At 75.5% G+C, this 23753-nt stretch carries 26 protein-coding genes; 20 read left to right on the plus strand and 6 right to left on the minus strand.

Translation table 11 applies throughout. The features are described 5' to 3' along the window. Positions 1–9: 9 nt before the first annotated feature. Genes O2W18_RS16700 through cofC form a run of 3 tightly spaced genes read right to left on the minus strand, consistent with a single transcriptional unit; the run spans position 10 to position 3678 of the window. A complete protein-coding gene (locus tag O2W18_RS16700) occupies positions 10–978 on the minus strand; it encodes an NUDIX hydrolase (RefSeq protein ID WP_269188569.1) in 969 nt (322 codons plus the stop codon). Beyond that, positions 962–3034 (minus strand): RNA degradosome polyphosphate kinase, encoded by a 2073-nt coding sequence (locus O2W18_RS16705; protein ID WP_269188570.1) that lies wholly within the window; start codon positions 3032–3034, stop codon positions 962–964. Before O2W18_RS16705 ends, O2W18_RS16700 begins: the two co-directional genes overlap by 17 nt. A gap of 14 nt (positions 3035–3048) precedes the next feature. After that, on the minus strand, positions 3049–3678 hold the full coding sequence (gene cofC / locus O2W18_RS16710; protein WP_269188571.1) for a 2-phospho-L-lactate guanylyltransferase: 630 nt from the start codon (positions 3676–3678) through the stop codon (positions 3049–3051). Positions 3679–3806: 128 nt separating this feature from the next. Here cofC and O2W18_RS16715 point away from each other — a divergent pair, with 128 nt between their 5' ends. From O2W18_RS16715 to O2W18_RS16740, 6 genes are all read left to right on the plus strand, one after another. Then, the gene (locus O2W18_RS16715; RefSeq protein WP_269188572.1) at positions 3807–5240 is read left to right on the plus strand and encodes a serine hydrolase; all 1434 of its coding nucleotides are present in this window, start codon (positions 3807–3809) and stop codon (positions 5238–5240) included. Beyond that, positions 5237–6781: an amidohydrolase gene (locus O2W18_RS16720; protein WP_269188573.1), complete on the plus strand. Its 1545-nt coding sequence runs from the start codon at positions 5237–5239 to the stop codon at positions 6779–6781. Before O2W18_RS16715 ends, O2W18_RS16720 begins: the two co-directional genes overlap by 4 nt. A gap of 178 nt (positions 6782–6959) precedes the next feature. Further along, entirely contained in the window at positions 6960–7955 is a 996-nt protein-coding gene (locus tag O2W18_RS16725) for an NAD(P)H-dependent glycerol-3-phosphate dehydrogenase (RefSeq protein WP_269188574.1), read from the plus strand. A 39-nt stretch (positions 7956–7994) separates the two neighbouring features. Continuing rightward, on the plus strand, positions 7995–9155 hold the full coding sequence (locus tag O2W18_RS16730) for a cystathionine gamma-lyase (protein WP_269188575.1): 1161 nt from the start codon (positions 7995–7997) through the stop codon (positions 9153–9155). Between the two features lie 11 nt (positions 9156–9166). Beyond that, positions 9167–10330 carry a D-alanine--D-alanine ligase family protein gene (locus O2W18_RS16735; RefSeq protein WP_269188576.1) on the plus strand — a complete coding sequence of 388 codons (1164 nt, stop codon included), beginning with the start codon at positions 9167–9169 and terminating at the stop codon, positions 10328–10330. Further along, positions 10327–10977 (plus strand): hypothetical protein, encoded by a 651-nt coding sequence (locus O2W18_RS16740; RefSeq protein WP_269188577.1) that lies wholly within the window; start codon positions 10327–10329, stop codon positions 10975–10977. Before O2W18_RS16735 ends, O2W18_RS16740 begins: the two co-directional genes overlap by 4 nt. A 62-nt stretch (positions 10978–11039) precedes the next feature. Here O2W18_RS16740 and O2W18_RS16745 read toward each other — a convergent pair whose 3' ends face one another. Then, the gene (locus tag O2W18_RS16745) at positions 11040–11657 is read right to left on the minus strand and encodes a DUF3515 family protein (RefSeq protein ID WP_269188578.1); all 618 of its coding nucleotides are present in this window, start codon (positions 11655–11657) and stop codon (positions 11040–11042) included. A gap of 5 nt (positions 11658–11662) precedes the next feature. Continuing rightward, entirely contained in the window at positions 11663–11896 is a 234-nt protein-coding gene (locus O2W18_RS16750) for an Lrp/AsnC ligand binding domain-containing protein (protein ID WP_014742398.1), read from the minus strand. 122 nt (positions 11897–12018) lie between these two features. Between O2W18_RS16750 and O2W18_RS16755 the strand changes: the two genes are divergently transcribed. The 3 genes from O2W18_RS16755 to O2W18_RS16765 are packed head-to-tail and all read left to right on the plus strand — an operon-like array spanning position 12019 to position 14190. Next, positions 12019–13059, plus strand: coding sequence for a thiamine-phosphate kinase (locus O2W18_RS16755; protein WP_269188579.1), 1041 nt, complete (start codon positions 12019–12021; stop codon positions 13057–13059). Continuing rightward, complete coding sequence (locus tag O2W18_RS16760) at positions 13043–13576, plus strand: GNAT family N-acetyltransferase (protein WP_269188580.1); 534 nt, start codon at positions 13043–13045, stop codon at positions 13574–13576. The genes O2W18_RS16755 and O2W18_RS16760 overlap by 17 nt, the downstream gene beginning before the upstream one ends. Then, positions 13564–14190, plus strand: a complete 627-nt coding sequence (locus tag O2W18_RS16765; RefSeq protein WP_269188581.1) for a cytidylate kinase-like family protein — start codon at positions 13564–13566, stop codon at positions 14188–14190. The genes O2W18_RS16760 and O2W18_RS16765 overlap by 13 nt, the downstream gene beginning before the upstream one ends. 85 nt (positions 14191–14275) lie before the next feature. Here the strand turns inward: O2W18_RS16765 and rpmB are convergent, their stop codons facing one another. Next, on the minus strand, positions 14276–14467 hold the full coding sequence (rpmB, locus tag O2W18_RS16770) for a 50S ribosomal protein L28 (RefSeq protein WP_036339964.1): 192 nt from the start codon (positions 14465–14467) through the stop codon (positions 14276–14278). Positions 14468–14700: 233 nt separating this feature from the next. Here rpmB and O2W18_RS16775 point away from each other — a divergent pair, with 233 nt between their 5' ends. The 11 genes from O2W18_RS16775 to O2W18_RS16825 all read left to right on the plus strand — a co-directional run bounded on the left by O2W18_RS16775 (position 14701) and on the right by O2W18_RS16825 (position 23675). Further along, the gene (locus O2W18_RS16775) at positions 14701–16302 is read left to right on the plus strand and encodes a DAK2 domain-containing protein (protein WP_269188582.1); all 1602 of its coding nucleotides are present in this window, start codon (positions 14701–14703) and stop codon (positions 16300–16302) included. A gap of 11 nt (positions 16303–16313) precedes the next feature. Next, on the plus strand, positions 16314–18503 hold the full coding sequence (recG, locus tag O2W18_RS16780; RefSeq protein WP_269188583.1) for an ATP-dependent DNA helicase RecG: 2190 nt from the start codon (positions 16314–16316) through the stop codon (positions 18501–18503). 67 nt (positions 18504–18570) lie between these two features. Next, positions 18571–19125 carry a 16S rRNA (guanine(966)-N(2))-methyltransferase RsmD gene (rsmD, locus tag O2W18_RS16785; protein WP_269188584.1) on the plus strand — a complete coding sequence of 185 codons (555 nt, stop codon included), beginning with the start codon at positions 18571–18573 and terminating at the stop codon, positions 19123–19125. Continuing rightward, the gene (gene coaD, locus O2W18_RS16790) at positions 19122–19607 is read left to right on the plus strand and encodes a pantetheine-phosphate adenylyltransferase (protein WP_269188585.1); all 486 of its coding nucleotides are present in this window, start codon (positions 19122–19124) and stop codon (positions 19605–19607) included. Before rsmD ends, coaD begins: the two co-directional genes overlap by 4 nt. Continuing rightward, on the plus strand, positions 19604–20293 hold the full coding sequence (locus tag O2W18_RS16795; protein ID WP_269188586.1) for a hypothetical protein: 690 nt from the start codon (positions 19604–19606) through the stop codon (positions 20291–20293). The genes coaD and O2W18_RS16795 overlap by 4 nt, the downstream gene beginning before the upstream one ends. Positions 20294–20438: 145 nt before the next feature. After that, positions 20439–21164 (plus strand): YceD family protein, encoded by a 726-nt coding sequence (locus tag O2W18_RS16800; RefSeq protein WP_269188587.1) that lies wholly within the window; start codon positions 20439–20441, stop codon positions 21162–21164. A gap of 2 nt (positions 21165–21166) precedes the next feature. Next, complete coding sequence (gene rpmF / locus O2W18_RS16805) at positions 21167–21346, plus strand: 50S ribosomal protein L32 (RefSeq protein ID WP_269170926.1); 180 nt, start codon at positions 21167–21169, stop codon at positions 21344–21346. A 16-nt stretch (positions 21347–21362) separates the two neighbouring features. Continuing rightward, positions 21363–22181, plus strand: coding sequence for a ribonuclease III (gene rnc, locus O2W18_RS16810; protein WP_269188588.1), 819 nt, complete (start codon positions 21363–21365; stop codon positions 22179–22181). Between the two features lie 3 nt (positions 22182–22184). Beyond that, the gene (gene mutM, locus O2W18_RS16815) at positions 22185–23063 is read left to right on the plus strand and encodes a bifunctional DNA-formamidopyrimidine glycosylase/DNA-(apurinic or apyrimidinic site) lyase (protein WP_269188589.1); all 879 of its coding nucleotides are present in this window, start codon (positions 22185–22187) and stop codon (positions 23061–23063) included. Further along, positions 23060–23335 carry an acylphosphatase gene (locus O2W18_RS16820; RefSeq protein ID WP_269188590.1) on the plus strand — a complete coding sequence of 92 codons (276 nt, stop codon included), beginning with the start codon at positions 23060–23062 and terminating at the stop codon, positions 23333–23335. The genes mutM and O2W18_RS16820 overlap by 4 nt, the downstream gene beginning before the upstream one ends. Before the next feature lie 148 nt (positions 23336–23483). Further along, on the plus strand, positions 23484–23675 hold the full coding sequence (locus O2W18_RS16825; protein WP_269170930.1) for a hypothetical protein: 192 nt from the start codon (positions 23484–23486) through the stop codon (positions 23673–23675). The last annotated feature ends 78 nt before the right edge of the window (positions 23676–23753 follow it).

Here is a 23753-nt window from a genome sequence, read left to right on the forward strand (position 1 = left end):
GGGCCGGCCTCAGCTCCGGCCGGCGGTGCTCGGCGTCAGCGTGCCGGCCGGGGCCGCAGGGTCGGTGCTGAAGTCGCGGTAGTAGTCGGCGAAGAGAGCACCGGGCCGGCCGCCCAGCGCCCACACGCTGCCCTTGGCCGACGGCGGCCACAGCGCCCCGGCGGTGCCGTGCCACCGCACCCCCAGGGCGAGCAGCACCGCGGGGATGGCGCCGCCCTGGCTGCAGAGGACCACCGGGCCGACGGCGTCGGCGTCGGCCAGCAGCCCCGTGACCAGCTCGACGCCGGCCTGCGGATCGGCGTCGAACCCCTCCTCGCCCAGCTCGGGCACCGCGCCGACGGTCATCCCCAGCTCGCGGGCCAGCGGGTCGAGGGTCTGCTCGCAGCGCACCGGCGGGGCGGACAGCAGCCGGGCCGGCCCGAAGACCGGCAGGACGGCGGCCAGCGTCGCGGCCTGCGCGCGGCCCCGCCGGTCCAGCGGGCGCTGGTCGTCCGGGCCGTCCCAGTCCGACCGGTCGCCGGCCGAGGCGTGCCGCACCAGCAGCACTCGGGGTGTCCGGGGCACGTCGGTGCGGGCGAGGTCCTCGAGCACCGCCCGGTCGTGGCTGTGGGTGACCAGCTCGACGGCCTCGGGCACCGGCAGCCAGCGCAGCTCGTCGACCTCGTCGTTGGGGGCGAACGCCCCGCCGACGGCCTCCATGACCCAGTAGTCGACCCGTTTGGGGCCCAGCCGGTGGGCGTAGCGGGTCTGCACGCTCCGCCGGCCGACCGCCACCTCCAGGGCCGTCTCCTCGCCGACCTCCCGGACGGCGGCGACCAGCGGGTGCTCACCGGCGTCCAGCTTGCCCTTGGGCAGGGACCAGTCGTCGTACTTGGGCCGGTGCACCACTGCGGTCTCGACCGCGCCACCGTCCCCGGTGCGCCACACCACGCCGCCGGCGGCAGGGATCAACCGGTCGTCGTCAGCCAGCGTTCTCACCCCGCATCGCCAGCAGCTCCTTCTGGTTGTCCCGCTCGCCGGTGCGGGTCCAGCTCGCGTCGCCGGCCAGCTGCCAGCTGCGGACGTCGGGGGCCATCGCCTCGTCGAACACCCGCTTCAGCTGGCGGGCAGCCACCGGGTCGTTGACCCGGAGCAGCACCTCGACCCGCCGGTCCAGGTTGCGGTGCATGAGGTCCGAGCTGCCCAGCCACCACTCCGGGGAACCGTCGTTGAGGAAGTTGACGACCCGGGAGTGCTCCAGGAACCGGCCGACGATCGAGCGGACCCGGATGTTCTCGCTCAGCCCGGGGACGCCCGGCCGGAGCGCGCAGATGCCGCGGATGACCAGCTCCACCGGGACGCCGGCCAGCGACGCCTCGTACAGGGCGTCGATGATCTGCTCGTCGACCAGCGAGTTCACCTTGATCCGGATGCCTGCGGCCTTGCCCTCGGCGGCGTGCCGGGCCTCGCGGCGGATCTTCTCGACCAGGCCGGTGCGGATCCCGTGCGGGGCCACCATCAGTGAGCGGTAGGTGGTCTGCCGGGAGTAGCCGGTGAGGGTGTTGAACAGGTCGGTGAGGTCCGCGCCCACCCGGGGGTCCGCGGTGAGGACGCCGAGGTCCTCGTAGATGCGGGCGGTCTTGGGGTTGTAGTTGCCGGTGCCGATGTGGCAGTACCGGCGGATCACCCCGTGCTCCATCCGGACGACCAGCGCGGTCTTGCAGTGGGTCTTCAGGCCGACGAGCCCGTAGACGACGTGGCAGCCGGCGCGCTCCAGCGAGCGGGCCCAGCTGATGTTGGCCTCCTCGTCGAAGCGGGCCTTGATCTCCACCAGGACGACGACCTGCTTGCCGGCCTGGGCCGCCTCGATCAGCGCCTGGACGATCGGGGAGTCACCGGACGTGCGGTAGAGGGTCTGCTTGATCGCCAGCACGTCCGGGTCGGCGGCGGCCTGCTCGATGAAGCGCTGCACGCTGGTGGCGAAGGAGTCGTAGGGGTGGTGCAGCAGCACGTCGCCCTCCCGCAGCGTGGCGAACACGCTCTTGGGGGTCTCGCCCTCGCTGAGCCGGGGGTGGGTGGCCGGCACGAACGGCTCGTCCTTCAGCTCCGGCCGGTCCAGGTCGTAGAGCGCCATCAGCGACCCGAGGTCGAGCAGCCCGGGCACCGAGACGACGTCGGCCGGGCTGATCTCCAGCTCGTGCACCAGGACGTCGAGGATCTGCGGGTCCATCGTCTCGGTGACCTCCAGCCGCACGGCCGGGCCGAACCGGCGCCGGGCCAGCTCCCGCTCGAGGGCCTGCAGCAGGTCCTCGTCGCGGTCCTCCTCGACCTCCAGGTCGGCGTTGCGGGTGACCCGGAACAGGTGGTGGTCGATGACGTCCAGGCCGGGGAACAGCGCGGTGAGGTGGGCCGCGATCAGGTCCTCCAGCGGGAGGAACACCGCCTCGGCGTCCGTGCTGTGCGTGCTCGCCCCGATCGGGATGAAGCGCGGCACGTTGTTGGGCACCTTGATCCGGGCGAAGCGGGGGGCGCCGGTGTCCGGGTCGCGCACCGAGACGGCGAGGTTCAGCGAGAGCCCGCTGATGTAGGGGAAGGGGTGCGCCGGGTCGACCGCCAGGGGTGTGAGCACGGGGAAGACCTGGTCCCGGAAGTACTCCCGCAGCCGCATCGCGTCGGCCTCGGCCAGGTCCGACCAGTGGATGATCCGGATGCCCTGCTCGGCCAGCCGCGGGGCGACGTCCTTGTCGAAGACGCTGGCGTGCCGGTGCACCAGGTCCTGGGTGCGCTCGGTGACCCGGGCCAGCTGCTCCCGGACGGTCAGGCCGTCGGGGGAGCGCACGGTCAGCCCGGTGCTCTGCCGCCGCTTCATCCCGGCGATGCGGACCATGTAGAACTCGTCCAGGTTGCTGGCGAAGATCGACAGGAACTTGACCCGCTCCAGCAGCGGCAGCGCGTCGTCCTCGGCCAGCTCGAGGACCCGGGAGTTGAAGTCCAGCCACGAGAGCTCGCGATTGAGGAAGCGGTCGGCGGGCAGCGGTGGAGAGGCAGCGGGCACGGGTCGATCCTGCCTCACCTGGCGGTGGAGGAGAGGAACCCCGTCGTCCGGGGCCCGACCCCGAGGTGGCGGGCGGCCGCCAGGTCGGCGGGGGTGTCGACGTCCTGGCGGAGCCCGGGCCAGTCCCCGGTCAGGGCGACCGCCCCGCTCCCGGTGTGGGCGGCGGCGGACCCGGGGCCGAAGCGCGGGTCGAGCTCCCCGGTGGACACGGCCAGCAGCGTCGTCCCGGTGCCCGCGGTGTCGGCGACGAAGCTGCGCGGCCGGCCGGCTGCCGCGGTGAGCGCGCCGGACAGCTCGTCGGTCCGCAGGGCGGGCAGGTCGGAGTGCAGGGCGGCCAGCGGGCCGGCGCCGGCGGCCCGGGCGACGCGGGCGCCGTGCTCCAGGGCGGCGTTGAGGCCGCGGCCGGGTCGGTCCGCGACCGCACGGGCGCCCAGGTCGGTGACCACGGCGGCGGCCTGCCGGTCGTCGGTGACCACGAGCACCAGGCCGACGGCGGGGCTGGCCAACGCCGCCGCCACGGTGTCGCCCAGCAGGGCCAGCACCAGCTCCGCGTGCACGGCCGGGGTGCCGGCGGTCATCGGCGCCAGCCGGGTCTTGGCCGCGGCGAGCCGCTTGGCCGGGACGACGACCGACCACCGCTGCACCGGCCAAGCTCAGCACACCGGGTCCTGGGTGGGTGCACGGCCCGGGCGGGGGGCCGCTGCGCCGGTCGCCGGAGGAGGTGATCTGCTGCCCCCACCACAGTCCTCCGGCCCCGAGGAGCCAGCCCGCGATGAGCACCACCCCCGACCGCACCGCCGAGGTCGCCGCCGCCGCGGCGGGCCACCTGGAGTCGTGGCTGGAGCACCAGCGTCGCCGGCTGCGGGTGCCGGGCGTGCAGGCCGCCGTCCGGGTCGGTGGCGAGCTGGTGCTGGACACCGCGCTCGGGGCGGCCGACCTGGACAGCGGCGCGCCGCTGACCCCCGGCCACCTGTTCCGGATCGCCTCGCACTCCAAGACCTTCACCGCGACCGCGGTGCTGCAGCTGGTCGAGGCCGGGCGGATGCGGCTCGACGACCCGATCGGGCAGTGGGTGCCGGCGCTCGAGGGGTCGGCGCTGGCCGCGGTCACCGTGCGGGAGCTGCTCGGTCACCAGGGCGGCGTCGTCCGGGACGGCCGGGACAACGACCACTGGCAGCTGGGCCGGCCCTTCCCGGACGCGGACCTGCTGCTGCGCATCGCGGTCGAGGAGGGCGCGGTGTTCGGGCGCAACGAGCACTTCAAGTACTCCAACATCGGCTACTCGCTGCTCGGGTCGGCGATCGAGGCGGTGACCGGCACCTCCTACGCCGAGCACGTGCAGCGCGCGGTGATCGACCCCCTGGGCCTGGCCGACACCGGCCCGGAGTGGGACCCGGCCCGGGCCGGCGAGCACGCCACCGGGCACACCGGCCTGCTGGACGGCGAGGACAGCCGGCTGACCATCCCGGCCGTGGACACCCGGGCGATGGCCGCCGCGACCGGCTTCTGGTCGACCGCCCGCGACCTCACCGCCTTCGGCGCCGCCCTGACCACCGGCGACACCCGGCTGCTGCGGGAGGACACCAAGCGGCTCATGCGCCGGCCGGAGTCCGAGATCCGCGCGCACGGCGCCCCGCCCCGGCACTACGGGCTGGGGCTGGACCTGCGGACCGTCGGCGAGCGCCGGCTGGTCGGGCACAGCGGCGGCTTCCCGGGCCACATCACCCGCACCTGGATCGACCCGGAGGCCCAGGTCGTCGTCACCGTGCTGACCAACGCCGTGGACGGGCCGGCCGACGTGCTGGCCCGGGGCCTGTTCGGCCTCCTCGACCTGGCGCTGGCCGCCCCCGCCGGGGAGCCGCAGCCACCGGCGGCGGAGCTGGACCGCTACACCGGCCGCTTCGTGAACCTGTGGGGAGCCACGGACGTCGCGCTGCTGGGCGGCCGGCTGGTGCTGCTGCACCCCAGCGCCCCCGAGCCGGCCGAGGAGCACCTGGAGCTCACGGTCGAGGGCCCGGACACCCTGCGCCAGGAGGCGGTCGCCGGGTTCGGGGCGGCTGGGGAGACGGTCGAGTACACCTGGGCCGAGGACGGCACCGCCGCCGCGGTGCGGCTCGGTGGCATCTCGGCCTGGCCGGCCGAGGTCTTCCGGGCGCAGCGGGCCGCCCAGGTCCGCGCCGGGCACGCCGGCGGGGCCGGCCGATGACCGCGCTGCTGCTGCGGTCGGCCCGGCTGGGCGGTCGGACCCGCGACGTCCTGGTCGACGGCGGGCGGGTGGTGGCGATCGCCGACGACCTGTCCTCCGGGGGCCCGGGCCTCGACCGGCTCCCCGTCCCGCTGGAGGTCGTGGACCTGGCCGGCGCCGTGCTGTTGCCCGGTCTGCAGGACGCGCACACCCACCTGGAGCAGTGGGCCGCGACCCAGCGGCGGGTCGACGTCTCCGCGGCGCAGTCGGCGCAGGAGGCCGCGGCCCTGATGGCCGCCGCGATGCAGGCCACGCCGCCCGCGCCGGCAGCGGTGGTGCTGGGCCACGGCTTCCGGGACGCGCTCTGGACCGAGCCGGCCACCGCCGCCGTCCTGGACGACGCCCTGGCCGGGGTGGTCCCGCCGGACACCAGCGTCGTCCTGGTCAGCGGCGACCTGCACACCACCTGGGCGAACACCGCCGCCACCCGGCGCTTCGGCCTGAGCACCCCGACCGGGGTGGTGCTGGAGCAGGAGGCGATGGACGTCGTGGCCCGGGCCGCCCGGGTCGACCCGGCCGTCCTGGACGACTGGGTGCTGGACGCCATGGTCGCGGCGGCGGCGCGCGGCCTCACCTCCGTCGTCGACCTGGAGTACGGGGACCTGGTCACGTCCTGGGCCCGGCGGGCCGGGCTGCGGGAGGGCGGTCCCGCAGTGCGCGTGCGGGCCGGGGTCTGGGTCGACCGGCTGGAGGAGGCGATCGCCGCCGGGCTGCGCAGCGGCGACCCGCTGCCCGGGGTGGGCGACCCGGTCGCCGCCGACCGGGTGCGGATGGGCCCGCTGAAGGTGTTCGTCGACGGCTCGCTCGGCACCCGCACCGCCTTCTGCCACGACCCCTACCCGGGGGCGGCGGGGGAGGACGCGCACGGGGTGCTGCGGACCCCGCCGGCCGAGCTGGAGCGGCTGCTGCGCCGGGGGAGCGCGGCCGGGCTGGACCTCGCCGTGCACGCCATCGGCGACCGGGCGGCCGCGGTCGCGCTGGACGGGTTCGCCGCCGCCGGCTGCACCGGCCGGATCGAGCACGCCCAGCAGGTGCACGAGGCGGACCTGCCCCGCTTCGCCGAGCTCGGCGTGGTCGCCAGCGTGCAGCCCCGGCACGCCCTCGACGACCGGGACGCCGCCGACCAGCACTGGGCCGAGGGGACGGCGCGGGCCTTCCCGTACCGGGCGCTGGTCGACGCCGGCGCCGAGATCGTGCTGGGCTCCGACGCGCCGGTGGCCCCGCTGGACCCCTGGGACGGCATCGCCAGCGCCGTCCACCGGTCCCTGGACGACCGCCCGGCCTGGCACCCCGAGCAGCACCTGGACCTGGACACCGCACTGGCCGCGGCCAGTGGTGGACGCCGCGTCGTCCGGGTCGGTGACGTGGCCGACCTGGTGGTCGTGGCGGAGCCGCCCGCGACGGTCCTCGCCCGGGACGGAGCCGACGGGCTGCGGGCGACGCAGGTGCTGGCCACCCTGGTCGGCGGCCGGTTCACCCACCGCGCACCCGGGCTCGGCTGACCGACGCGGACCAGGTCGCTGCCCGACACCCGGGGGCGCGTGCCGGCCGATCCGGGCCGGGGGGCACGATCATGGGCTGGGTCGTCGGTGCAGCGCCGGCGGGCCACGAGACGGAAGGGGGCCCGGTGTCCGAGCACCTGTCACCGAGCGTGCCCGCCGCAGGCACCGGGGCCGCCGCATGACCCGCGCCGCCGTGCTGGGCGCCGGCTCGTGGGGCACCACCTTCGCCAAGGTGCTCGCCGACGCCGGGTGCTCGGTGACCCTGCACGCCCGCCGTCCCGAGCTGGTCGCGGCGATCACCGCGACCCGGGAGAACGCCGACTACCTGCCGGGCGTGCGGCTGCCCGACGCGGTGCGAGCCACCGGCGACGCGGCCGAGGCGCTCGACGGTGCCGACGTCGTCGTGCTGGCCGTCCCCAGCCAGACGCTGCGGGCCAACCTCACCGGCTGGGCGCCGCTGCTGCCCGCCGACTCCTCGCTGCTGTCGCTGATGAAGGGCGTGGAGCTCGGCACGACCAAGCGGATGAGCGAGGTCATCTGCGAGGTCACCGGCGCCGGCGCCGACCGGGTGGCGGCGCTGTCCGGGCCCAACCTGGCCAGGGAGATCGCCGAGGAGCAGCCCTCGGCCACGGTGATCGCCTGTGCGGACGCCGACCGGGCCGCAGCGCTGCAGGTGGCCTGCCACACCCGCTACTTCCGGCCGTACACCAACCCGGACCTGGTCGGCTGCGAGCTGGGCGGTGCGGTCAAGAACGTGATCGCGCTGGCCTGCGGGGTCGCCGCCGGCCTCGGCTTCGGTGACAACACGCGGGCCTCGCTGATCACCCGTGGTCTGGCCGAGACGGCCCGGCTGGGCATCGCCCTGGGCGCCGACGTCACCACCTTCGCCGGGCTCGCCGGGCTGGGCGACCTGGTGGCCACCTGCTCCTCGCCGCTGTCGCGCAACCGCACCTTCGGTGAGCACCTCGGCCAGGGGATGTCGGTCGCCGAGGTCGAGCAGATCACCCGGCAGACCGCCGAGGGCGTGAAGAGCTGCCGCTCGGTGCTGGACCTGGCCCGCGCGCACGGGGTCGACGTGCCGATCACCGAGGCGGTGGTCCGGGTCTGCCACGAGGGCGAGTCCGCCGCGCAGATGGTGCGGGAGATGATGTCCCGCGAAGCCAAGCCGGAGTAGACCCCCGGGTCGCCGTCGCACACCCGTGGAGGACCGTCCGTGACCGCTCCTGACCTGCCCCCTGAGCTCGGCGACGGCACCCGGCTGGTGCACGCCGGGGACGACCCGGCGGTGCCGGGCACCCCGCTCCGTCCCTCGCCGGTCTTCGCCGCGCCGTACCACCTCGGGGACGAGGCGCCCGGCTGGCAGGGCGCCGACGGCTACGCCCGCCCGGACAACCCGACGCTGCGGGTGTTCGAGCGCGCGGTCGGCGAGCTGGACGGTGGTGACTGCCTGTCCTTCGCGACCGGGATGGCGGCGATCAGCTCGGCCGTCCTGGCGGTCGTCGCCCCCGGCGACCGGGTCGTCCTGCCCGCCGACGGCTACTACGCGACCCGGGTGCTCGCCCGCGACGAGCTGGCCCGCTTCGGCGTGCAGGTGCAGCTCGTGCCCACCCTGGAGATCGAGGACGTCGCCGCCCGCGGGGACCTCGACGGGGCCCGGCTGGTGCTCCTGGAGACCCCCAGCAACCCGCAGCTGGACGTCTGCGACATCGCCGCCGTCGCCCGGGCCACGCAGGCCTCCGGCGCGCTGCTGGTGGTGGACAACACCACGGCGAGCCCGATCGGGCAGCGCCCACTCGCCCTGGGTGCCGACGTCACCGTGGGCTCGGACACCAAGGCCCTGACCGGGCACAGCGACGTGCTGCTCGGGCACGTCAGCACGGCCCGCACCGAGCGCGGCCGCGAGCTGCACACCCGGATCGCCGCCTGGCGCAAGACCACCGGCAACACCCCCGGGGCGTTCGAGGCGTGGCTGGCCCACCGGTCGATGGGCACCCTGGACCTGCGGCTGGCCCGGCAGGCCACCAACGCGGCCGCGCTGTCGGAGCTGCTGGCCGGGCACCCGGCGGTCAGTGGCGTCCGGTGGCCCTGGCGGCCGCAGGACCCGTCGTACGCGCTGGCGACCCGGCAGATGCTGCGCCCCAACGGCGTGGTCTCCGCCGAGCTCGCCGACTCCGACGCCGTGGCCCGCCTGGTGCGCGGCAGCCGACTGATCGCGGCGGCGACCAGCTTCGGCGGCATCCACACCACCGTCGACCGGCGGGCCCAGTGGGGCGGGGACGCCGTCCCGGCCGGGTTCGTGCGGTTCTCCTGCGGCATCGAGGACACCGCCGACCTGGTGGCCGACCTGACTTCCGCGCTCGGGACCCTCGGCTAGGGTCGGCGGCGATGACCGGGAAGGCGCGCAAGACCAGGGTCGCTGTCGTCTTCGGCGGGCGGAGCGCGGAGCACGCGATCTCCTGCGTGTCGGCCGGGAGCGTGCTGGCCGCGCTGGACCCGGCGCGGTACGAGGTGGTGCCCGTCGGCATCACCCGGGACGGCCGCTGGCTGCTGCACGACGGCAAGGCCCTGGCCATCGACGACGGGCAGCTGCCCGAGGTCGTCGACGGCATGGCGGTGTCGCTCGTCGGCGACCCGGCCGGCCGGGGGCTGGCGGTGCTGGAGGCCGGGCAGGCGATCGGCCGGCTCACCGAGGTCGACGTCGTCTTCCCGGTGCTGCACGGCGCCTACGGCGAGGACGGCACCATCCAGGGCCTGCTGGAGATGTCCGGGCTGCCCTATGTCGGCTCCGGTGTCTTCGCCAGCGCCGCGTCGATGGACAAGGAGTTCACCAAGAAGCTGCTCACCGCGGCGGGCATCCCGCAGGGTGACCACGTGGTGCTGCGCGACGCCTCCGGTGCGCTCTGCGCCGACCCGACGCTGCTGGACGAGGCGGCCCGGGCCCGGCTCGGGCTGCCGGTCTTCGTCAAGCCCTCCCGCGCCGGCTCCAGCATCGGCATCACCAAGGTCACCGACTGGGCGCAGTTCCCGGCCGCCGTCGCGACGGCGGCCGCGGTGGACCCGAAGGTCGTGGTCGAGGCCGCGGTGCCCGGCCGGGAGATCGAGTGCGGGGTGCTCGCCGCGCCCGGCGGAGGGCTGCCCGACGTCAGCCTGCCGGCGGAGATCCGGCTGCGGCCGGGCACCGACTGGTACGACTTCGACGCCAAGTACCTCGAGGACGCCGTCGAGTTCGACGTGCCCGCCGACCTCACCCCCGAGCAGGTCCGGGCGGTGCAGGAGACGTCCCGCCGGGCCTACCTGGCCCTGGACTGTGCCGGTCTGGCCCGGGTGGACTTCTTCCTGACCACCGACCCGGTGACCGGTGCCGACCGGTGGGTCGTCAACGAGGTCAACACGATGCCCGGCTTCACCCCGATCTCGATGTTCCCGCGGATGTGGGCCGCCTCCGGGGTCGGCTACCCGGAGCTGGTCGACCGGCTGGTGGCCAGCGCCCTGGCCGGCCGGGTCCCGGACGACAGCCCGCGGGACGGCGCCGTGCTGGGCGCCGGATGACCTCGCGGCTGCTGCGGGGTGCCGCGGCCGCAGTGCTGCTCGTCGCCCCGGTGTGCACCGGCTGCACCTCCTCCGACGCCGACCCGGTACCGGAGGCGGCGGCGTCGGTGGCGACCCCGACCAGCCCGGCCGAGCTGGAGGCCCTGCTGGTCGAGGAGGTGCCCTCCGGGCTCCCGCGGGTGCCCGACGACGAGCTGGCCCCGCCGGCGGGGGAGAAGACGATCGACGACGTGGCCCGCTACGGGGAGGACGCGCAGCGCCAGCAGGAGGTGCTCGCCGACTACGGGTACACCCGCGGCTGGGAACGCTTCTGGCGCTCGGGTGCGGAGCTGACCAGCGTCTTCATCGACCAGTTCGCCGACCCGGCCGGCGCGGTCACCTACGCCGACGACCTGGCCCGCAACGACGCCGAGCACTACGGCGGTGACCTGGACCGCTCACCCGGGGGGCTGCCGGACGACTGCGTGCTGCTCGCCCAGGACGACCCGGCGCCCGAGACCCGGATGTCCGGGCCGGCGGTCTTCGCCTGGTGCTCGGTCGGGGTCTTCACCGTCGCCGTCGCGGCCGTTGCCGACACCCCCGAGGCGGCGCGCCGCGAGCTGGAGGCGGTCACCACCGCTCAGCTCGACCGGCTCCCGGCCGGCTGACGGAGGACCCCCGTGCCCCCCACCACTCGCGAGCTCGCGGCGGGACCCTGCACGGGGGCCGTTCAGTCGGGCAGCGGGGCCGGGGTCGGCTCGACGTAGGGGATCGCGCCGGCGATGAGCGGGCTCAGCGCGGTCGGAGCGGCGCTGTCGGAGCTGGCCGGCACCCGCACCTGCACCGGGACGTTGCGGTCGACCGTCGTCCACACGTAGACGTCGGGGTCGGTGGTGTCGACGAACCACTCCACGCCGGAGACCAGCAGTGTCGGCGGGCCGCCGACGGCGTAGCCGGCCGGCGGTTCCGCGCCGCAGATGAGCACGGTCGCGGGGTCGCCCCAGGCGTAGGCGAACGGGCTGTCGGAGTCGACCCGGCGCGAGGTCTCCTCGGCCAGTTCCAGCGGCAGCTGGCTCATCAACGCGGGGCAGGCCAGATCGGCCTCCGGGGTGATGTCCGGGGTGTCGACGGGCAGTGCCGGCAGCTCGGCGCGGGGCGCGGAGCTGGTGCCGGAGATCTCCGCGACCGCGTCGGGCTCCTCCTCGGCCTCGGTGCCGCGGCCGACCACGTTGACCAGCACGAGCAGGACGACGACCAGCGGCACCAGGACGGCGGTGGCGATCAGCGCCGCCCGCCGCAACGGGTCCGGGGGCGGCGGGGCGGCCTGGTCGGGGGCGGGGGTGCTCAAGCGGCTCAGAGGTTGACGACGGGGCAGGTCAGCGTGCGGGTGATCCCGTCGACGGACTGCACCCGGGCCACCACCAGCCGGCCGAGCTCGTCGACGGTGTTCGCCTCGGCGCGCACGATGACGTCGTAGGGGCCGGTGACGTCCTCGGCCTTGGTCACGCCGGCGATCTCGCTGATGCTCGCGGCGACCGCGGCTGCCTTGCCGACTTCGGTCTGGATCAGGATGTAGGCGTGGACCACGGGTTGACCTTCCTCGGGCAGTGCCTCGACGCCGGCTGCCACGTCGGCAGCGGCGGGGGGTGCGACCGGCCTGCCGAGCAGCGGGCCGATCGGCAACGTACCCCAGTCGGGGGGAGTGACCGATGACTCGGCCCCGCCCCCTGGGCCTCCAGCCGGACCCGGACGACAGCGTCGGCGCGGTCGGGGAGTTCGCCGTCATCGACCGGGTCGTGGCCCGCTCCGGTGCCGCCGCGGTGGCCGACGTGGGCCCCGGCGACGACGCCGCGGTGCTCCGCACCCCCGACGGCCGGGTGGTGGCCTGCACCGACGTCCTGGTGGAGGGGCGGCACTTCCGCCGCGACTGGTCCTCCGCCGAGGACGTCGGCCACAAGGCGGCGGCCGCGAACCTGGCCGACATCGCGGCCATGGGCGCCGTGCCGACCGCGCTGCTGGTGGGGCTGGCCTGCCCGGCGGGCACCCCGACCGCCTGGCTGGAGGACGTCGCCGTCGGGATGGCCGCCGAGTGCGCCCCCTTCGGCGCGGCCGTGGTCGGCGGGGACACCTCGGCCAGCGCCCCCGACTCGCAGGCGGTCGTGCTGTCGGTGACGGCGCTGGGGGACCTGGGTGGTCGCGCGCCGGTGCTGCGCAGCGGCGCCCGTCCGGGGGACGTCGTCGCCGTCGCCGGGCGGCTGGGCTGGTCGGCCTGCGGGCTGGCCGTGCTGCGCCGGGGCTTCTCCTCGCCGATCGCCGCCGTGCGCGCGCACCGCCGGCCCACCCCGCCCTACGCGGCCGGCCCCGCCGCCGCGGACGCCGGGGCGACGGCGATGTGCGACACCAGCGACGGGCTGCTCGCCGACGCCGGTCACCTGGCCGCCGACAGCGGGGTGCTGATCGACCTGGACCGGGCCGCGCTCCAGGCGGCGTTCGTCGACCCCGCCGGGCCGCTGCCGCAGGTCGCGGCGGCGCTGGGCGGGGACCCGATGGCCTGGGTGCTGACCGGCGGTGAGGACCATGCGCTGGTGGCGACCTTCCCGGCCGGCGCCGACCTGCCGGCCGGCTGGACGGTCGTCGGCGCGGTGCACGCGAGCGGCGCTGACGGGCCCGGCGTGCAGGTGGACGGGGTGCCCGCGGGTCGGGTGGCCGAGGAGCTGGGGGAGGGGGCAGGGCATGTCCACTTCGGCTGAGGCCCCGGGGGCCGGGTCCGGGCGGGCGCAGCTGCGCGTCGTCGGGTACGCCGACCCGGTGGCGCAGCACCTGGTCGAGCGGGTGCAGCAGGAGTACGTCGTCCGGTACGGCGGCCGGGACGACGCGGTGGTCGACCCAGCGGAGTTCTCCCCGCCGCTGGGGCTGTTCCTGGTCGCCGAGGTCGACGGGGTGCCGGCCGGCTGCGGTGGCTGGCGGGCGCACGGGCAGGGGGTGGCCGAGCTGAAGCGGATGTACGTGGAGCCCGGCTTCCGGCGCCGGGGGCTGGCCGCGCAGGTGCTGGCCGAGCTGGAGCGCACCGCGGCCGCGGCCGGGGCCGTGCGGCTGTTGCTGAACTCCGGTGACCGGCAGCCCGAGGCCCTGGCGCTCTACGCGCGGGCGGGCTACACCCCGGTGGCCGGCTACGGCATCTACGCGGACTCGCCGGAGGCGGTCTTCCTCGGCAAGGAGCTCGTCGCCGGTCGGCCCGTGGCGGAGGAGGACGCATGGGCGTCGTGACCTTCTCGGCGTCCTTCGGCGCCGGTGGCGCGGAGATCGCCCCCGCCGTCGCCGAACGGCTCGGCCTGCCCTTCCACGACCGGGTCATCCCGGCGCAGGTGGCCGGTCGGCTCGGGGTCCCGGTGGCCGAGGCCGAGGCCAACGACGAGACCATCGCCCGCGGGCTGTGGCGGCTGGTCAGCTCGCTCGGCACGATGCCCGACCCGGTGGGCGGGGTGCTGCCCACCGGGTCGCTGCCCGACGAGCGGGCCTACCGGCAGCAGACCGAGTGGGTGGTGACCGAGATCGCGGCCGGGCCCGGGGGCGTCGTGCTCGGGCGCGCGGGAGCGATGGTGCTGCGCGACCGGCCCGACGTCCTGCACGTGCGGCTGGACGGCCCGCCGGAGCGCCGGCTGGCGGCCGCGGTGGAGCACCTGGACCGACCCGTCGAGGAGGTGCGCCGGGAGCAGGAGGCCGCCGACGCCGCGCGGACGGCCTACGTGCGGCACTTCTACCGGTGCGATCCGGCCGAGGCCCGGCACTACCACCTCGTCGTGGACAGCACTGCCCTGCCGCACGCCACCGTGGTCGACGTGGTGGTCGCCGCGGCCCGCGCGCGGGGGATCGGCCACTGAGCCGGCCGGGAACGCCGAAGACCCCGGGGGTCCACAGGACCTCCGGGGTCTTCTCAGCTCGAGGGCCCCCTGTCGGGGGCCTGCATCACGCCCGAGCGACCTTGCCCGCGCGGATGCACGAGGTGCAGACGTTCATGCGCTGGCGGCCGCCGCCGGTCAGCGCGGCGCGGACGGACTGGATGTTCGGGTTCCAACGGCGCGGCGTGCGGCGGTGCGAGTGCGACACCGACATGCCGAAACCGGGGCCCTTGCCACACACATCGCACACGGCAGCCACGGTCGATCACTCCCAGAGAATTGGTCCAGCTGAAGTCAGGTCCTGAAGTCAGTCGCAGTGCTCGGCGGAGACCCGGGCAGAAGCCCAGGGCATGGTCCTGCCACGCACAACTGGAGACCACTGTAGCCGGTGCTCACCAGCCGTGTCGGACCGCCCCGTCCCCCGGGGCCGCGCGGCGGCGGGAGGGTCGTGGGCACCCGGTCGTGTCGGTGCACCCCGGTACCCTGCCGCACGTGCTGGAGGCGCTGGACGAGGCCGCGGTCGGCCGATGGAGCTCCGCCGTCGTCGACACGCTGACGCAGGCGCGTGGCCGGCTCGACGAGCTGAACGTCTTCCCGGTCCCCGACGGGGACACCGGCACCAACCTGCTCATGACCGCCCAGGCCGCGCACGCGGCGCTGACCAGCGCCGACGGCACCGAGTCCGTCTGGGACGTGCTGGCCCGCGGCGCCGTGCTGGGCGCGCGGGGCAACTCCGGGGCGATCCTGGCCCAGCTGCTGCGCGGGCTCGCGGACGGGCTGGCCGACGTGGAGCACGTCCACGGGCCGGTGCTCGCCGATGCACTGGCCTCGGCCGCCGGCACCGCCTACGCCGCGGTCGCCGATCCGGCGGAGGGCACGTTCCTCACCGTGGCCCGGGCCGGCGCCGATGCGGCGACGACCGCCGTCGCCGCCGGGCAGGCCGGGCTGGCCGACGTCGTCCGGGCCGCCGCCGAGGGTGCGCTCACCGCCCTGCGGGCGACCACCGGCCAGCTGGCCGCGCTGCGCGACGCCGGTGTGGTCGACGCCGGGGGCGCCGGCTGGTGCCTGGTGCTCGATGCGCTGGTCGGCACGGTCACCGGCACGACGCCGGCTCGGGCGCCGCTGGACGGGCGGCCCGCCCGGCCCCGCCGGTCACCGTGGCCGGTGCCGGCCGCGCCCGCGCCCGGGCCGGGCAGCGAGGTGCAGTTCCTGCTCGCCGACTCCGACGAGGCCGCCGTCTCCCGGCTGCAGGCGCGGCTGGCCGAGCTGGGCGACTGCCTGGTCGTCGTCGGCGTCGACACCCCGGGCGGCCGGGAGTGGAACGTCCACGTCCACGTCAGCGACGTCGGCGCCGCGGTGGAGGCGGGGATCGAGGCGGGGCGGCCGCACCGGATCTCGGTCACCCCGCTGGCCCCGGTGCGGGCGCCGGCCGCCGCGGCGGGGCTGCGCGCCGTCCTCGCGCTGGCCTGCTCCGCCGGGCTCGCCGAGCTCTTCGGAGCCGAAGGGGTCACCGTGCTGACCGCGCCGGTCGATGCGGTGGACGAGGACGCCGTCCTGCAGGCGGTGCTGGACACCGGGGCCGAGCAGGTCGTCGTGCTGCCCAACCACTGGGAGGTCACCGCGGTCACCGCCCGCGCCGCAGACCGGGCCCGCGAGGAGGGTCGCGACGTCGTGGTGGTCCCGACCCGGTCGGCCGTGCAGGGCCTGGCAGCGCTCGCCGTCGCCGACCCGGCCCGCCGCTTCGGGGACGACGTCATCGCCATGGCCGAGGCCGCGGCCGCGACCCGGTGGGCGGAGGTGACCGTCGCCGAGCAGGAGGCGCTCACCTCGGCCGGCCGCTGCGCCCCCGGAGACGTGCTGGGCAGCGCGGAGGGCGACGTCGTGGTCATCGGCGCCGACCAGGTCGCCGTCGCCCGCGACCTGCTGGACCGGCTGCTGTCGGCGGGCGGGGAGATGGCCACCGTCGTCGTGGGGGAGGAGCCCGCCCTCGGCGACGCGGTCTGTGCCCACCTCTCCGCGGTGCACCCGACGGTCGAGGTGGTCCGCTACGCCGGCGGCGCCGGGGCCGTGCCCCTGCTGATCGGGGTCGAGTAGTGGCGATCTCCATGGACACGCCGCTGACCCGCGTGCTCGGACCGAAGACGGCGAAGGTGATGGCCGAGCAGCTGGCGCTGCACACCGTGCGCGACCTGCTGCGGCACTACCCCCGCCGCTACGCCCGGCGGGGGGAGATGACCCGGCTCGACGGCCTGGAGGTCGGTGACCGGGTGACCGTGCTGGCCCAGGTGAAGAGCGTCAGCACCCGGCGGATGCAGCAGCGCCGCGGGACGCTCACCGAGGTGACCGTCGGCGACGGCGCGGGGAGCATGCGGCTGGTCTTCTTCAACAACCGGCACGCGCACCTCGACGTGGGCGAGTGGGGGCTGTTCGCCGGCACCGTGGGTCTGTGGCGGGGGGACAAGCAGTTCAGCCACCCCGACTGCCACATCATCACCGGGGACGACGACGACTGGGCGCGGGCGATGGTGCCCCTCTACCCGGCGAGCAAGGACGTCTCCAGCTGGGTGGTCCAGAAGTCGGTCAAGCTGCTGATGGACGACGCCCACTCCCTGGAGCAGCTCCTCGACGACCCGATCCCGGCATCCGTCCGCGAGCGTCACGGTCTGGTCGACCTGGCCACGGCGTTGCGGCAGAAGCACCGGCCGGAGAGCCAGGAGCAGGTGGACGAGGCCGACGAGCGGCTCAAGTGGGACGAGGCGCTCGTCCTGCAGGCGACCCTGGCCGCCCGCCGCCGGGCCGCCGCGCTGGAGCCCGGCATCGCCCGGCCGCGGCGCAGCGGCGGGCTGCTCGACGCGGTCGACGCGGCCCTGCCGTTCTCCCTGACCGACGGCCAGCGCGAGGTCGGCGAGGAGCTGGCCGCCGAGCTGGCCCGCGAACAGCCGATGAACCGGCTGCTGCAGGGCGAGGTCGGGTCGGGCAAGACGGTCGTCGCCCTGCGGGCGATGGCCCAGGTCGTCGACGCCGGCGGGCAGGCCGCGCTGCTCGCGCCCACCGAGGTCCTCGCCGCCCAGCACGCCCGCAGCCTGGCCGCGATCCTGGGTCCGCTGGGGCGCGCGGGTGAGCTCGACGGCGACCCGGAGGGCACCCGGGTGACACTGCTCACCGGCTCGCAGAAGGCCGCCGTCCGGCGTGAGGCACGGGCTGCGGTCGCCGACGGCAGCGCGGGCATCGTGGTGGGCACCCATGCGCTGCTGCAGGAGGGCGTGGAGTTCGCCGACCTGGGGCTGGTCGTCGTCGACGAGCAGCACCGGTTCGGGGTGGAGCAGCGGGACGCGCTGCGCGCCAAGGGCACCCGGCCGCCGCACGTGCTGGTCATGACGGCCACCCCGATCCCGCGGACCGTGGCGATGACCGTCTACGGCGACCTGGAGATCTCCACGCTGCGCCAGCTGCCGGCCGGCCGCGGCGGGGTGTCCAGCTCGGTCGTGCCGGTGGGGGAGAAGCCGGCCTGGCTGGACCGCGCGTGGGTGCGGGTGCGTGAGGAGGTGGCGGCCGGCCGGCAGGTCTACGTCGTCTGCCCCCGGATCGGCGACCTCGAGGACGGCGGCAAGGGCGACGACGGGCCGGACGACGCGGACGGCGCACCGCCGCCGGAGGAGAAGGGCGGCACCAGCGACAAGCGCCCGCCGCTCGCGGTGCTCGACGTCGCCGAGGGGCTGCGTGCCGGTCCGCTGTCGGCGCTGCGGGTGGAGGTGCTGCACGGCCGGATGCCGCCGGAGGAGAAGGAGGCCCGGATGCGGGCCTTCGCCGCTGCGGAGGTCGACGTCCTGGTCGCCACCACCGTCGTCGAGGTCGGGGTCGACGTGCCCAACGCCACGGTCATGGTGGTGATGGACGCCGACCGGTTCGGCGTCAGCCAGCTGCACCAGCTGCGCGGCCGGGTGGCCCGCGGGAAGCACGCGGGTCTGTGCCTGCTGGTCACCGAGGCGCCCAGCACCTCCCCGACCGGGCAGCGACTGGCCGCGGTCGCCGCGACCACCGACGGCTTCGCCCTCGCCCGGCTCGACCTGGAGACCCGCCGGGAGGGCGACGTGCTGGGCGCGGCGCAGTCCGGCCGCCGGTCGAACGTGAAGCTGCTGTCCCTGCTGGACGACGAGGCGCTGATCGCCGAGGCCCGGGTCGAGGCCACGACGCTGGTCGAGCAGGGCCGCGGGCTCGCCGACCACCCCGAGCTGGCCGCCGCCGTCGCCGCCCTGGCGCTGGACGAGCGCGCCACCTACCTGGAGAAGGCATGAAGCAGCAGTCCTGGCCCAGCCAGTCCGGGGCCGGCCCCGGGACGGAGCCGACCGGCGTGACCCCCCGATGACCCGGCTGATCGCCGGGGTGGCCGGCGGCCGTCGGCTCAAGGTGCCCCGGGCCGGGGTGCGCCCCACGGGTGACCGGGCCAGGGAGGGGTTGTTCAACTCCCTCGGCTCGCTGCTGGACCTCGACGGCGCCCGCGTGCTGGACCTCTACGCCGGTTCCGGGGCGCTCGGGCTGGAGGCGCTGTCCCGCGGCGCGGCCGAGGCGGTCTTCGTGGAGTCCGGTGCCGGCGTGCTGCCGGTGCTGCGCGGCAACATCGAGACCGTGGGCCTGCGCGGAGCGCGCGTCGTGCAGGGCAGCGTGCAAGCCGTGGTGGCCGCGCCGGCGCCGGCGGCGTTCGACCTGGTGTTCGCCGACCCGCCCTATGCCGCCCCGGTCGAGGAGGTGCTCGGCGTGCTCGAGGCGCTGGCCGGGAACGGCTGGCTGGCGCCGGACGCGGTCGTGGTGGTGGAGCGGTCCAGCCGCGAGAAGAGCTTCCCGTGGCCGACACCCTTCGACGGACTGCGTGATCGGCGGTACGGAGAGGCAGTGCTCCGGTACGGTCGCTTGTCGTGAGGCGAGCGGTCTGTCCCGGTTCGTTCGACCCGGTCACCAACGGCCATGTCGATGTGATCGCGCGCGCCGCCGGCCTGTACGACGAGCTGGTCGTCGCGGTGCTGGTCAACCCCGGCAAGGCCGGGCTGTTCGACGTCCACGAGCGGATGGCGCTGCTGCGTGAGGCGGTCGTCGACCTGCCCAACGTCACGGTCGACAGCTTCGAGGGGCTGCTCGTCGACTACTGCCTGGCCCAGCAGATCCCGGTCATCGTCAAGGGCCTGCGGGCGGTCGGCGACTTCGAGTACGAGCTGCAGATGGCCCAGATGAACCGGGAGCTCGCCGCCGTCGAGACCCTGTTCGTGCCCACCGCACCCCAGGTGGGGCACCTCTCCTCCAGCCTGGTCAAGCAGATCGCCCGCTTCGGCGGCGACGTGTCGTCCCTGGTGCCCAAGGCGGTCAACGACCGGCTGGTGGCCCAGTCGAAGGGCAGGCAGTCGTGACCGAGGTCGTGTACCGGCTCTACGAGACCGTCGACGAGCTGACGACGGTGATCGAGAACGCCCGCAGCGTGCCGATGTCCAGCTCCTGCATGGTGCCGCGTGACCACCTGCTCGACCTGCTCGACGACCTCCGGGAGAACCTCCCCGAGGAGGTCCAGCAGGCCGGGGCGATCGTCGAGCAGCGCGCCGAGATCCTGCAGCAGGCCCAGGCCGAGGCCGAACGGCTCACCGGCCGCACCCGCAGCGAGAGCGAGCAGGTGGTCGTCGCCGCCCGCCGGCAGCGGGAGGAGCTGGTCGGCACGGCCCGCCGCCAGCGGGACGAGATCCTCACCGAGGCGCAGGCCCAGGCCGACGAGCTGATCGCCGGTGCGGAGGAGGAGGCCGAGGAGCTGCTCGCCGAGGCCCGCCGGCTGCGCGACCAGCTCGTGCGGGACGGGCAGGAGCAGCGCGCCGAGCTGATCGCCGTAGGCCAGGCCGAGCACGAGCGGCTGCTCACCGAGACCGAGGTGTACCGGACCGCCGTCGACCGGGCCGACGAGCTCGGTGCCCAGACGGCGGCCGAGGTGGCTCGGATGCGGGCCGAGGTCGACGACTACGTCGACAGCCGGCTGGCCGACTTCGGGAACACCCTGGCGCACATGGCGCGTTCGGTGGAGAAGGCCCGGGGCAACCTCCGCAGCCCGTGACCGGTCCGCTCCACCCCTGACCGGGAGGTGCGGACGGAGGGATCGGGTAGGCTGGACGTCTGTCCGGCTGCTGCCGTCCCGCGTGCCCGTCCGGCGCGGGCCTCGCGCCGGGCACCCCCCTTCTCCGACGACGACGAGTACCGACATGTCTGCTTCCTCCGCGCGCTCCACGGGGCCGTCCTCCGGCGCTGCGTCCACCGACGCCCGGCGCCCGGCCGGCGACCCCGTCGACAAGCCGCTCCCCACGCCGGCCGAGAAGGCCGCCGAGAAGGCCTGGAAGATCGACCTCCGGGAACTCGGCCGCCGCGCCGGCTCGATGCGTGAGTGGGAGAAGACGCTCCCGGCCCTGCCCGGCTGGGGCGTGGAGATGATCGGCGTCCCCGAGGGTGCTCCGGTCCAGCTCCACCTCCGCCTGGAGTCGGTGATGGAGGGCGTCCTGGTCACCGGCCAGGTCGAGCTCCCGGTCACCGGCCAGTGCGCCCGCTGCCTCGAGCCGGTCGAGGACACCGTGGAGCTCGACGTCCAGGAGCTCTACGCCTACGCGGGCAGCACCACCGAGGCCACCAGCGGCGAGGACGAGGTGCGCCGCATCGACGGCGACCGGCTCGACCTCGCGCCGCTGGTCCGTGACACCGTCGTCCTGACCTTCCCGCTGTCGCCCACCTGCCAGCCGGACTGCGCCGGCCTGTGCGTCGACTGCGGCGAGCGGCTCGACGACCTCCCTGCCGACCACTCCCACGAGGTGCTCGACCCTCGGTGGGCCGGGCTCGCCGCCCGGTTCACCGAGACGGCCGACAGTGCCGATCCGACCGACAGCGCGGCCGGACCCCAGCCGGGGTCCACCAACCGCACCAACCCAGAGGAGAACTGACCGTGGCCGTTCCGAAGCGGAAGATGTCCCGGAGCAACACCCGCGCCCGCCGGTCGCAGTGGAAGGCCACGGCCCCCACCCTGGCGCCCTGCCCCAACGCGGCCTGCCGTGAGCTCAAGCCCCCGCACCAGGCGTGCCCCACCTGTGGCCAGCACGACGGCCGCCAGGTCCTCGCGGTCTGACCTGCGCAGCTCGAGCGTGGCGAAGCCGCCCAGCACACCGGCGTCCTCGGTGCTGAGCTCCCTCCCCGGGGAGCCCAGGGCCGAGGGCGCCGGTCGTCGTGTGCCCGCCGGCGGTGCCGCACACGCCGAGCGGGCGGCCCGCTGGCTGCTCGCGGCGCTGGACCTCGAGCTGCCCGGCGACCTGCTCGGGCTGGCGCTGACCCACCGGTCATACGCCTACGAGAACGGTGGGCTGCCCACCAACGAGCGCCTGGAGTTCCTCGGCGACTCGGTGCTCGGGCTGGTGGTCACCGACGAGCTCTACCGCAGCCACCCGGACCTGCCCGAGGGCCAGCTGGCGAAGCTGCGCGCCTCGGTGGTCAACATGACCTCGCTGGCCCGCGTCTCCCGGTCCCTGGGCGAGGGGGGCATCGGCCCGCACCTGCTGCTGGGCCGGGGGGAGCAGTCCACCGGCGGCCGGGAGAAGGACTCGATCCTCGCCGACGCGCTCGAGGCGCTGATCGGGGCGGTCCACCTCGGGCTGGGGCTGGACACCGCCTCGGCGGTCGTGCACCGGCTGTTCGACCCGTTGCTGGCCGAGTCGGCCACCCGCGGCGCCGGCCTGGACTGGAAGACCAGCCTCCAGGAGCTCGGGGCCTCCCTGGGCCTGGGGGCACCGGTCTACGAGGTCGAGGACGAGGGTCCCGACCACGCCAAGAGCTTCACCGCCGCCGTGCTGCTGGCCGGCGAGGTGCGCGGTTCGGGCGCCGGTCGGACGAAGAAGGCCGCCGAGCAGGAGGCCGCCGAGACGGCCTGGCACGCCCTGTCGGCCGACAGCGGACCGACACAGGACTGAGTCGTGCCGGAGCTGCCTGAGGTCGAGGTCGTCCGCCGTGGGCTGGAGCGCTGGGTCGCCGGCCGGACGATCCAGCAGGTCGAGGTGCACCACCCCCGCGCGGTGCGCCGGCACCTGGAGGGGGCCGACCACTTCGGCGCCGCGCTCACCGGACGGACGCTCACCGCCGCCCACCGCCGCGGCAAGTACCTCTGGCTGCCGCTGGCCGAGCCCGACGGTGCGCCGTGCGGGCAGGCCCTCGTCGCCCACCTGGGCATGAGCGGGCAGCTACTGGTGGAGAAGCCCGACGAGCCCGACGAGGTGCACCTGCGGGCCCGGTTCCGGTTCACCGACGGCGGTCGCGAGCTGCGCTTCGTCGACCAGCGGACCTTCGGCGGGCTCGCGGTCGAGGAGGCCCCGGGCGACGGTCTCCCGGCGCGGCTGGCGCACATCGCCACCGATCCGCTGGACCCCGGGTTCGACGTCGACACCTTCAGCGCGGCCCTCCGCCGCCGGCACACCGAGGTCAAGCGGGCGCTGCTGGACCAGACGCTGATCGGCGGGGTCGGCAACATTTACGCCGACGAGTCGCTGTGGCGGGCCCGCCTGCACGGGGCCCGGCCGACGGACAAGCTCACCCGCGCCCAGGTCAGCGACCTGCTGGAGGGGATCCGGGACGTGCTCGGCGAGAGCCTGGCGCAGGGCGGCACCTCCTTCGACTCCCTCTACGTCGACGTCAACGGGCAGAGCGGGTACTTCTCCCGGCACCTGGCCGTGTACGGGCAGGCCGACCGCCCGTGCCCCCGTTGTGGCACCTCGATCCGCCGGGAGTCGTTCATGAACCGCTCCAGCTACAGCTGCCCGCAGTGCCAGCCCCGTCCGCGTCCCCGCCCGGCCCGATGAGCGCACCCCGGCGGGTGGTCGCCCTGGTCGACGGGCAGGTGCAGGGCGTCGGCTACCGCTGGTTCGTGCGGCAGGCGGCGACCGGGCGTGGCCTGACCGGGTCGGCGACGAACCTGACCGACGGCCGGGTCGAGGTGGTCCTCGAGGGCCCGGACGACGACGTGGCGGCCGTGCTCGCCGAGCTCTCCGGGCCGCGGGCCCCGGGTTCGGTCACCTCCGTGGACCACCGGGACGGCGAGGTGCAGGCGGTGTCGGACTTCACCGTGGGGTGACGAAGACGACATCACCCCGACACGGTGGCGTCGCCGCACTGCCGTTGACCCACGTCGAGGCTGGTGTCACCCTGGGGACACCAGCCCGCGCAGACCGCCCTCCGGCGGTGCGACGGGACCTCCTCCTGCAGTGAAAGGCCGCTGAGCCATGGCCAAGGCCCTGTTCGGTTCCGTCGTCGCTCCCCACGAGCTGCGAGCAGCCGAGGAGAACGCCGCCCTGCGGGCGAAGGTGCGCCGGCTCGAGGCGCAGCTCGCCGTCCTCCGCGAGGAGCGCGACGCGGCGATCGCCCGCGAGCTGCTCACCATGGCCCACGAGTCGGCCGACCCCGTCCTCGCTTAGACCACCTCCGTCCCACCCACCTCTCCCGTGCACAGCGGGAGGGGCGATCGGCGTGTCGTGGGTGAGGATGGGGCCGCC

This window comes from Modestobacter sp. VKM Ac-2983 (assembly GCF_026967885.1).
Lineage (GTDB): Bacteria > Actinomycetota > Actinomycetes > Mycobacteriales > Geodermatophilaceae > Modestobacter.

Coding starts and splice junctions, on each gene's coding strand:
- O2W18_RS16715 (WP_269188572.1), top strand. CDS start 3,807: ATGAGCACCACCCCCGACCGCACCGCCGAGGTCGCCGCCGCCGCGGCG.
- O2W18_RS16720 (WP_269188573.1), top strand. CDS start 5,237: ATGACCGCGCTGCTGCTGCGGTCGGCCCGGCTGGGCGGTCGGACCCGC.
- O2W18_RS16725 (WP_269188574.1), top strand. CDS start 6,960: ATGACCCGCGCCGCCGTGCTGGGCGCCGGCTCGTGGGGCACCACCTTC.
- O2W18_RS16735 (WP_269188576.1), top strand. CDS start 9,167: ATGACCGGGAAGGCGCGCAAGACCAGGGTCGCTGTCGTCTTCGGCGGG.
- O2W18_RS16740 (WP_269188577.1), top strand. CDS start 10,327: ATGACCTCGCGGCTGCTGCGGGGTGCCGCGGCCGCAGTGCTGCTCGTC.
- O2W18_RS16755 (WP_269188579.1), top strand. CDS start 12,019: ATGACTCGGCCCCGCCCCCTGGGCCTCCAGCCGGACCCGGACGACAGC.
- O2W18_RS16760 (WP_269188580.1), top strand. CDS start 13,043: ATGTCCACTTCGGCTGAGGCCCCGGGGGCCGGGTCCGGGCGGGCGCAG.
- O2W18_RS16765 (WP_269188581.1), top strand. CDS start 13,564: ATGGGCGTCGTGACCTTCTCGGCGTCCTTCGGCGCCGGTGGCGCGGAG.
- recG (WP_269188583.1), top strand. CDS start 16,314: ATGGACACGCCGCTGACCCGCGTGCTCGGACCGAAGACGGCGAAGGTG.
- rsmD (WP_269188584.1), top strand. CDS start 18,571: ATGACCCGGCTGATCGCCGGGGTGGCCGGCGGCCGTCGGCTCAAGGTG.
- O2W18_RS16800 (WP_269188587.1), top strand. CDS start 20,439: ATGTCTGCTTCCTCCGCGCGCTCCACGGGGCCGTCCTCCGGCGCTGCG.
- O2W18_RS16820 (WP_269188590.1), top strand. CDS start 23,060: ATGAGCGCACCCCGGCGGGTGGTCGCCCTGGTCGACGGGCAGGTGCAG.
- O2W18_RS16825 (WP_269170930.1), top strand. CDS start 23,484: ATGGCCAAGGCCCTGTTCGGTTCCGTCGTCGCTCCCCACGAGCTGCGA.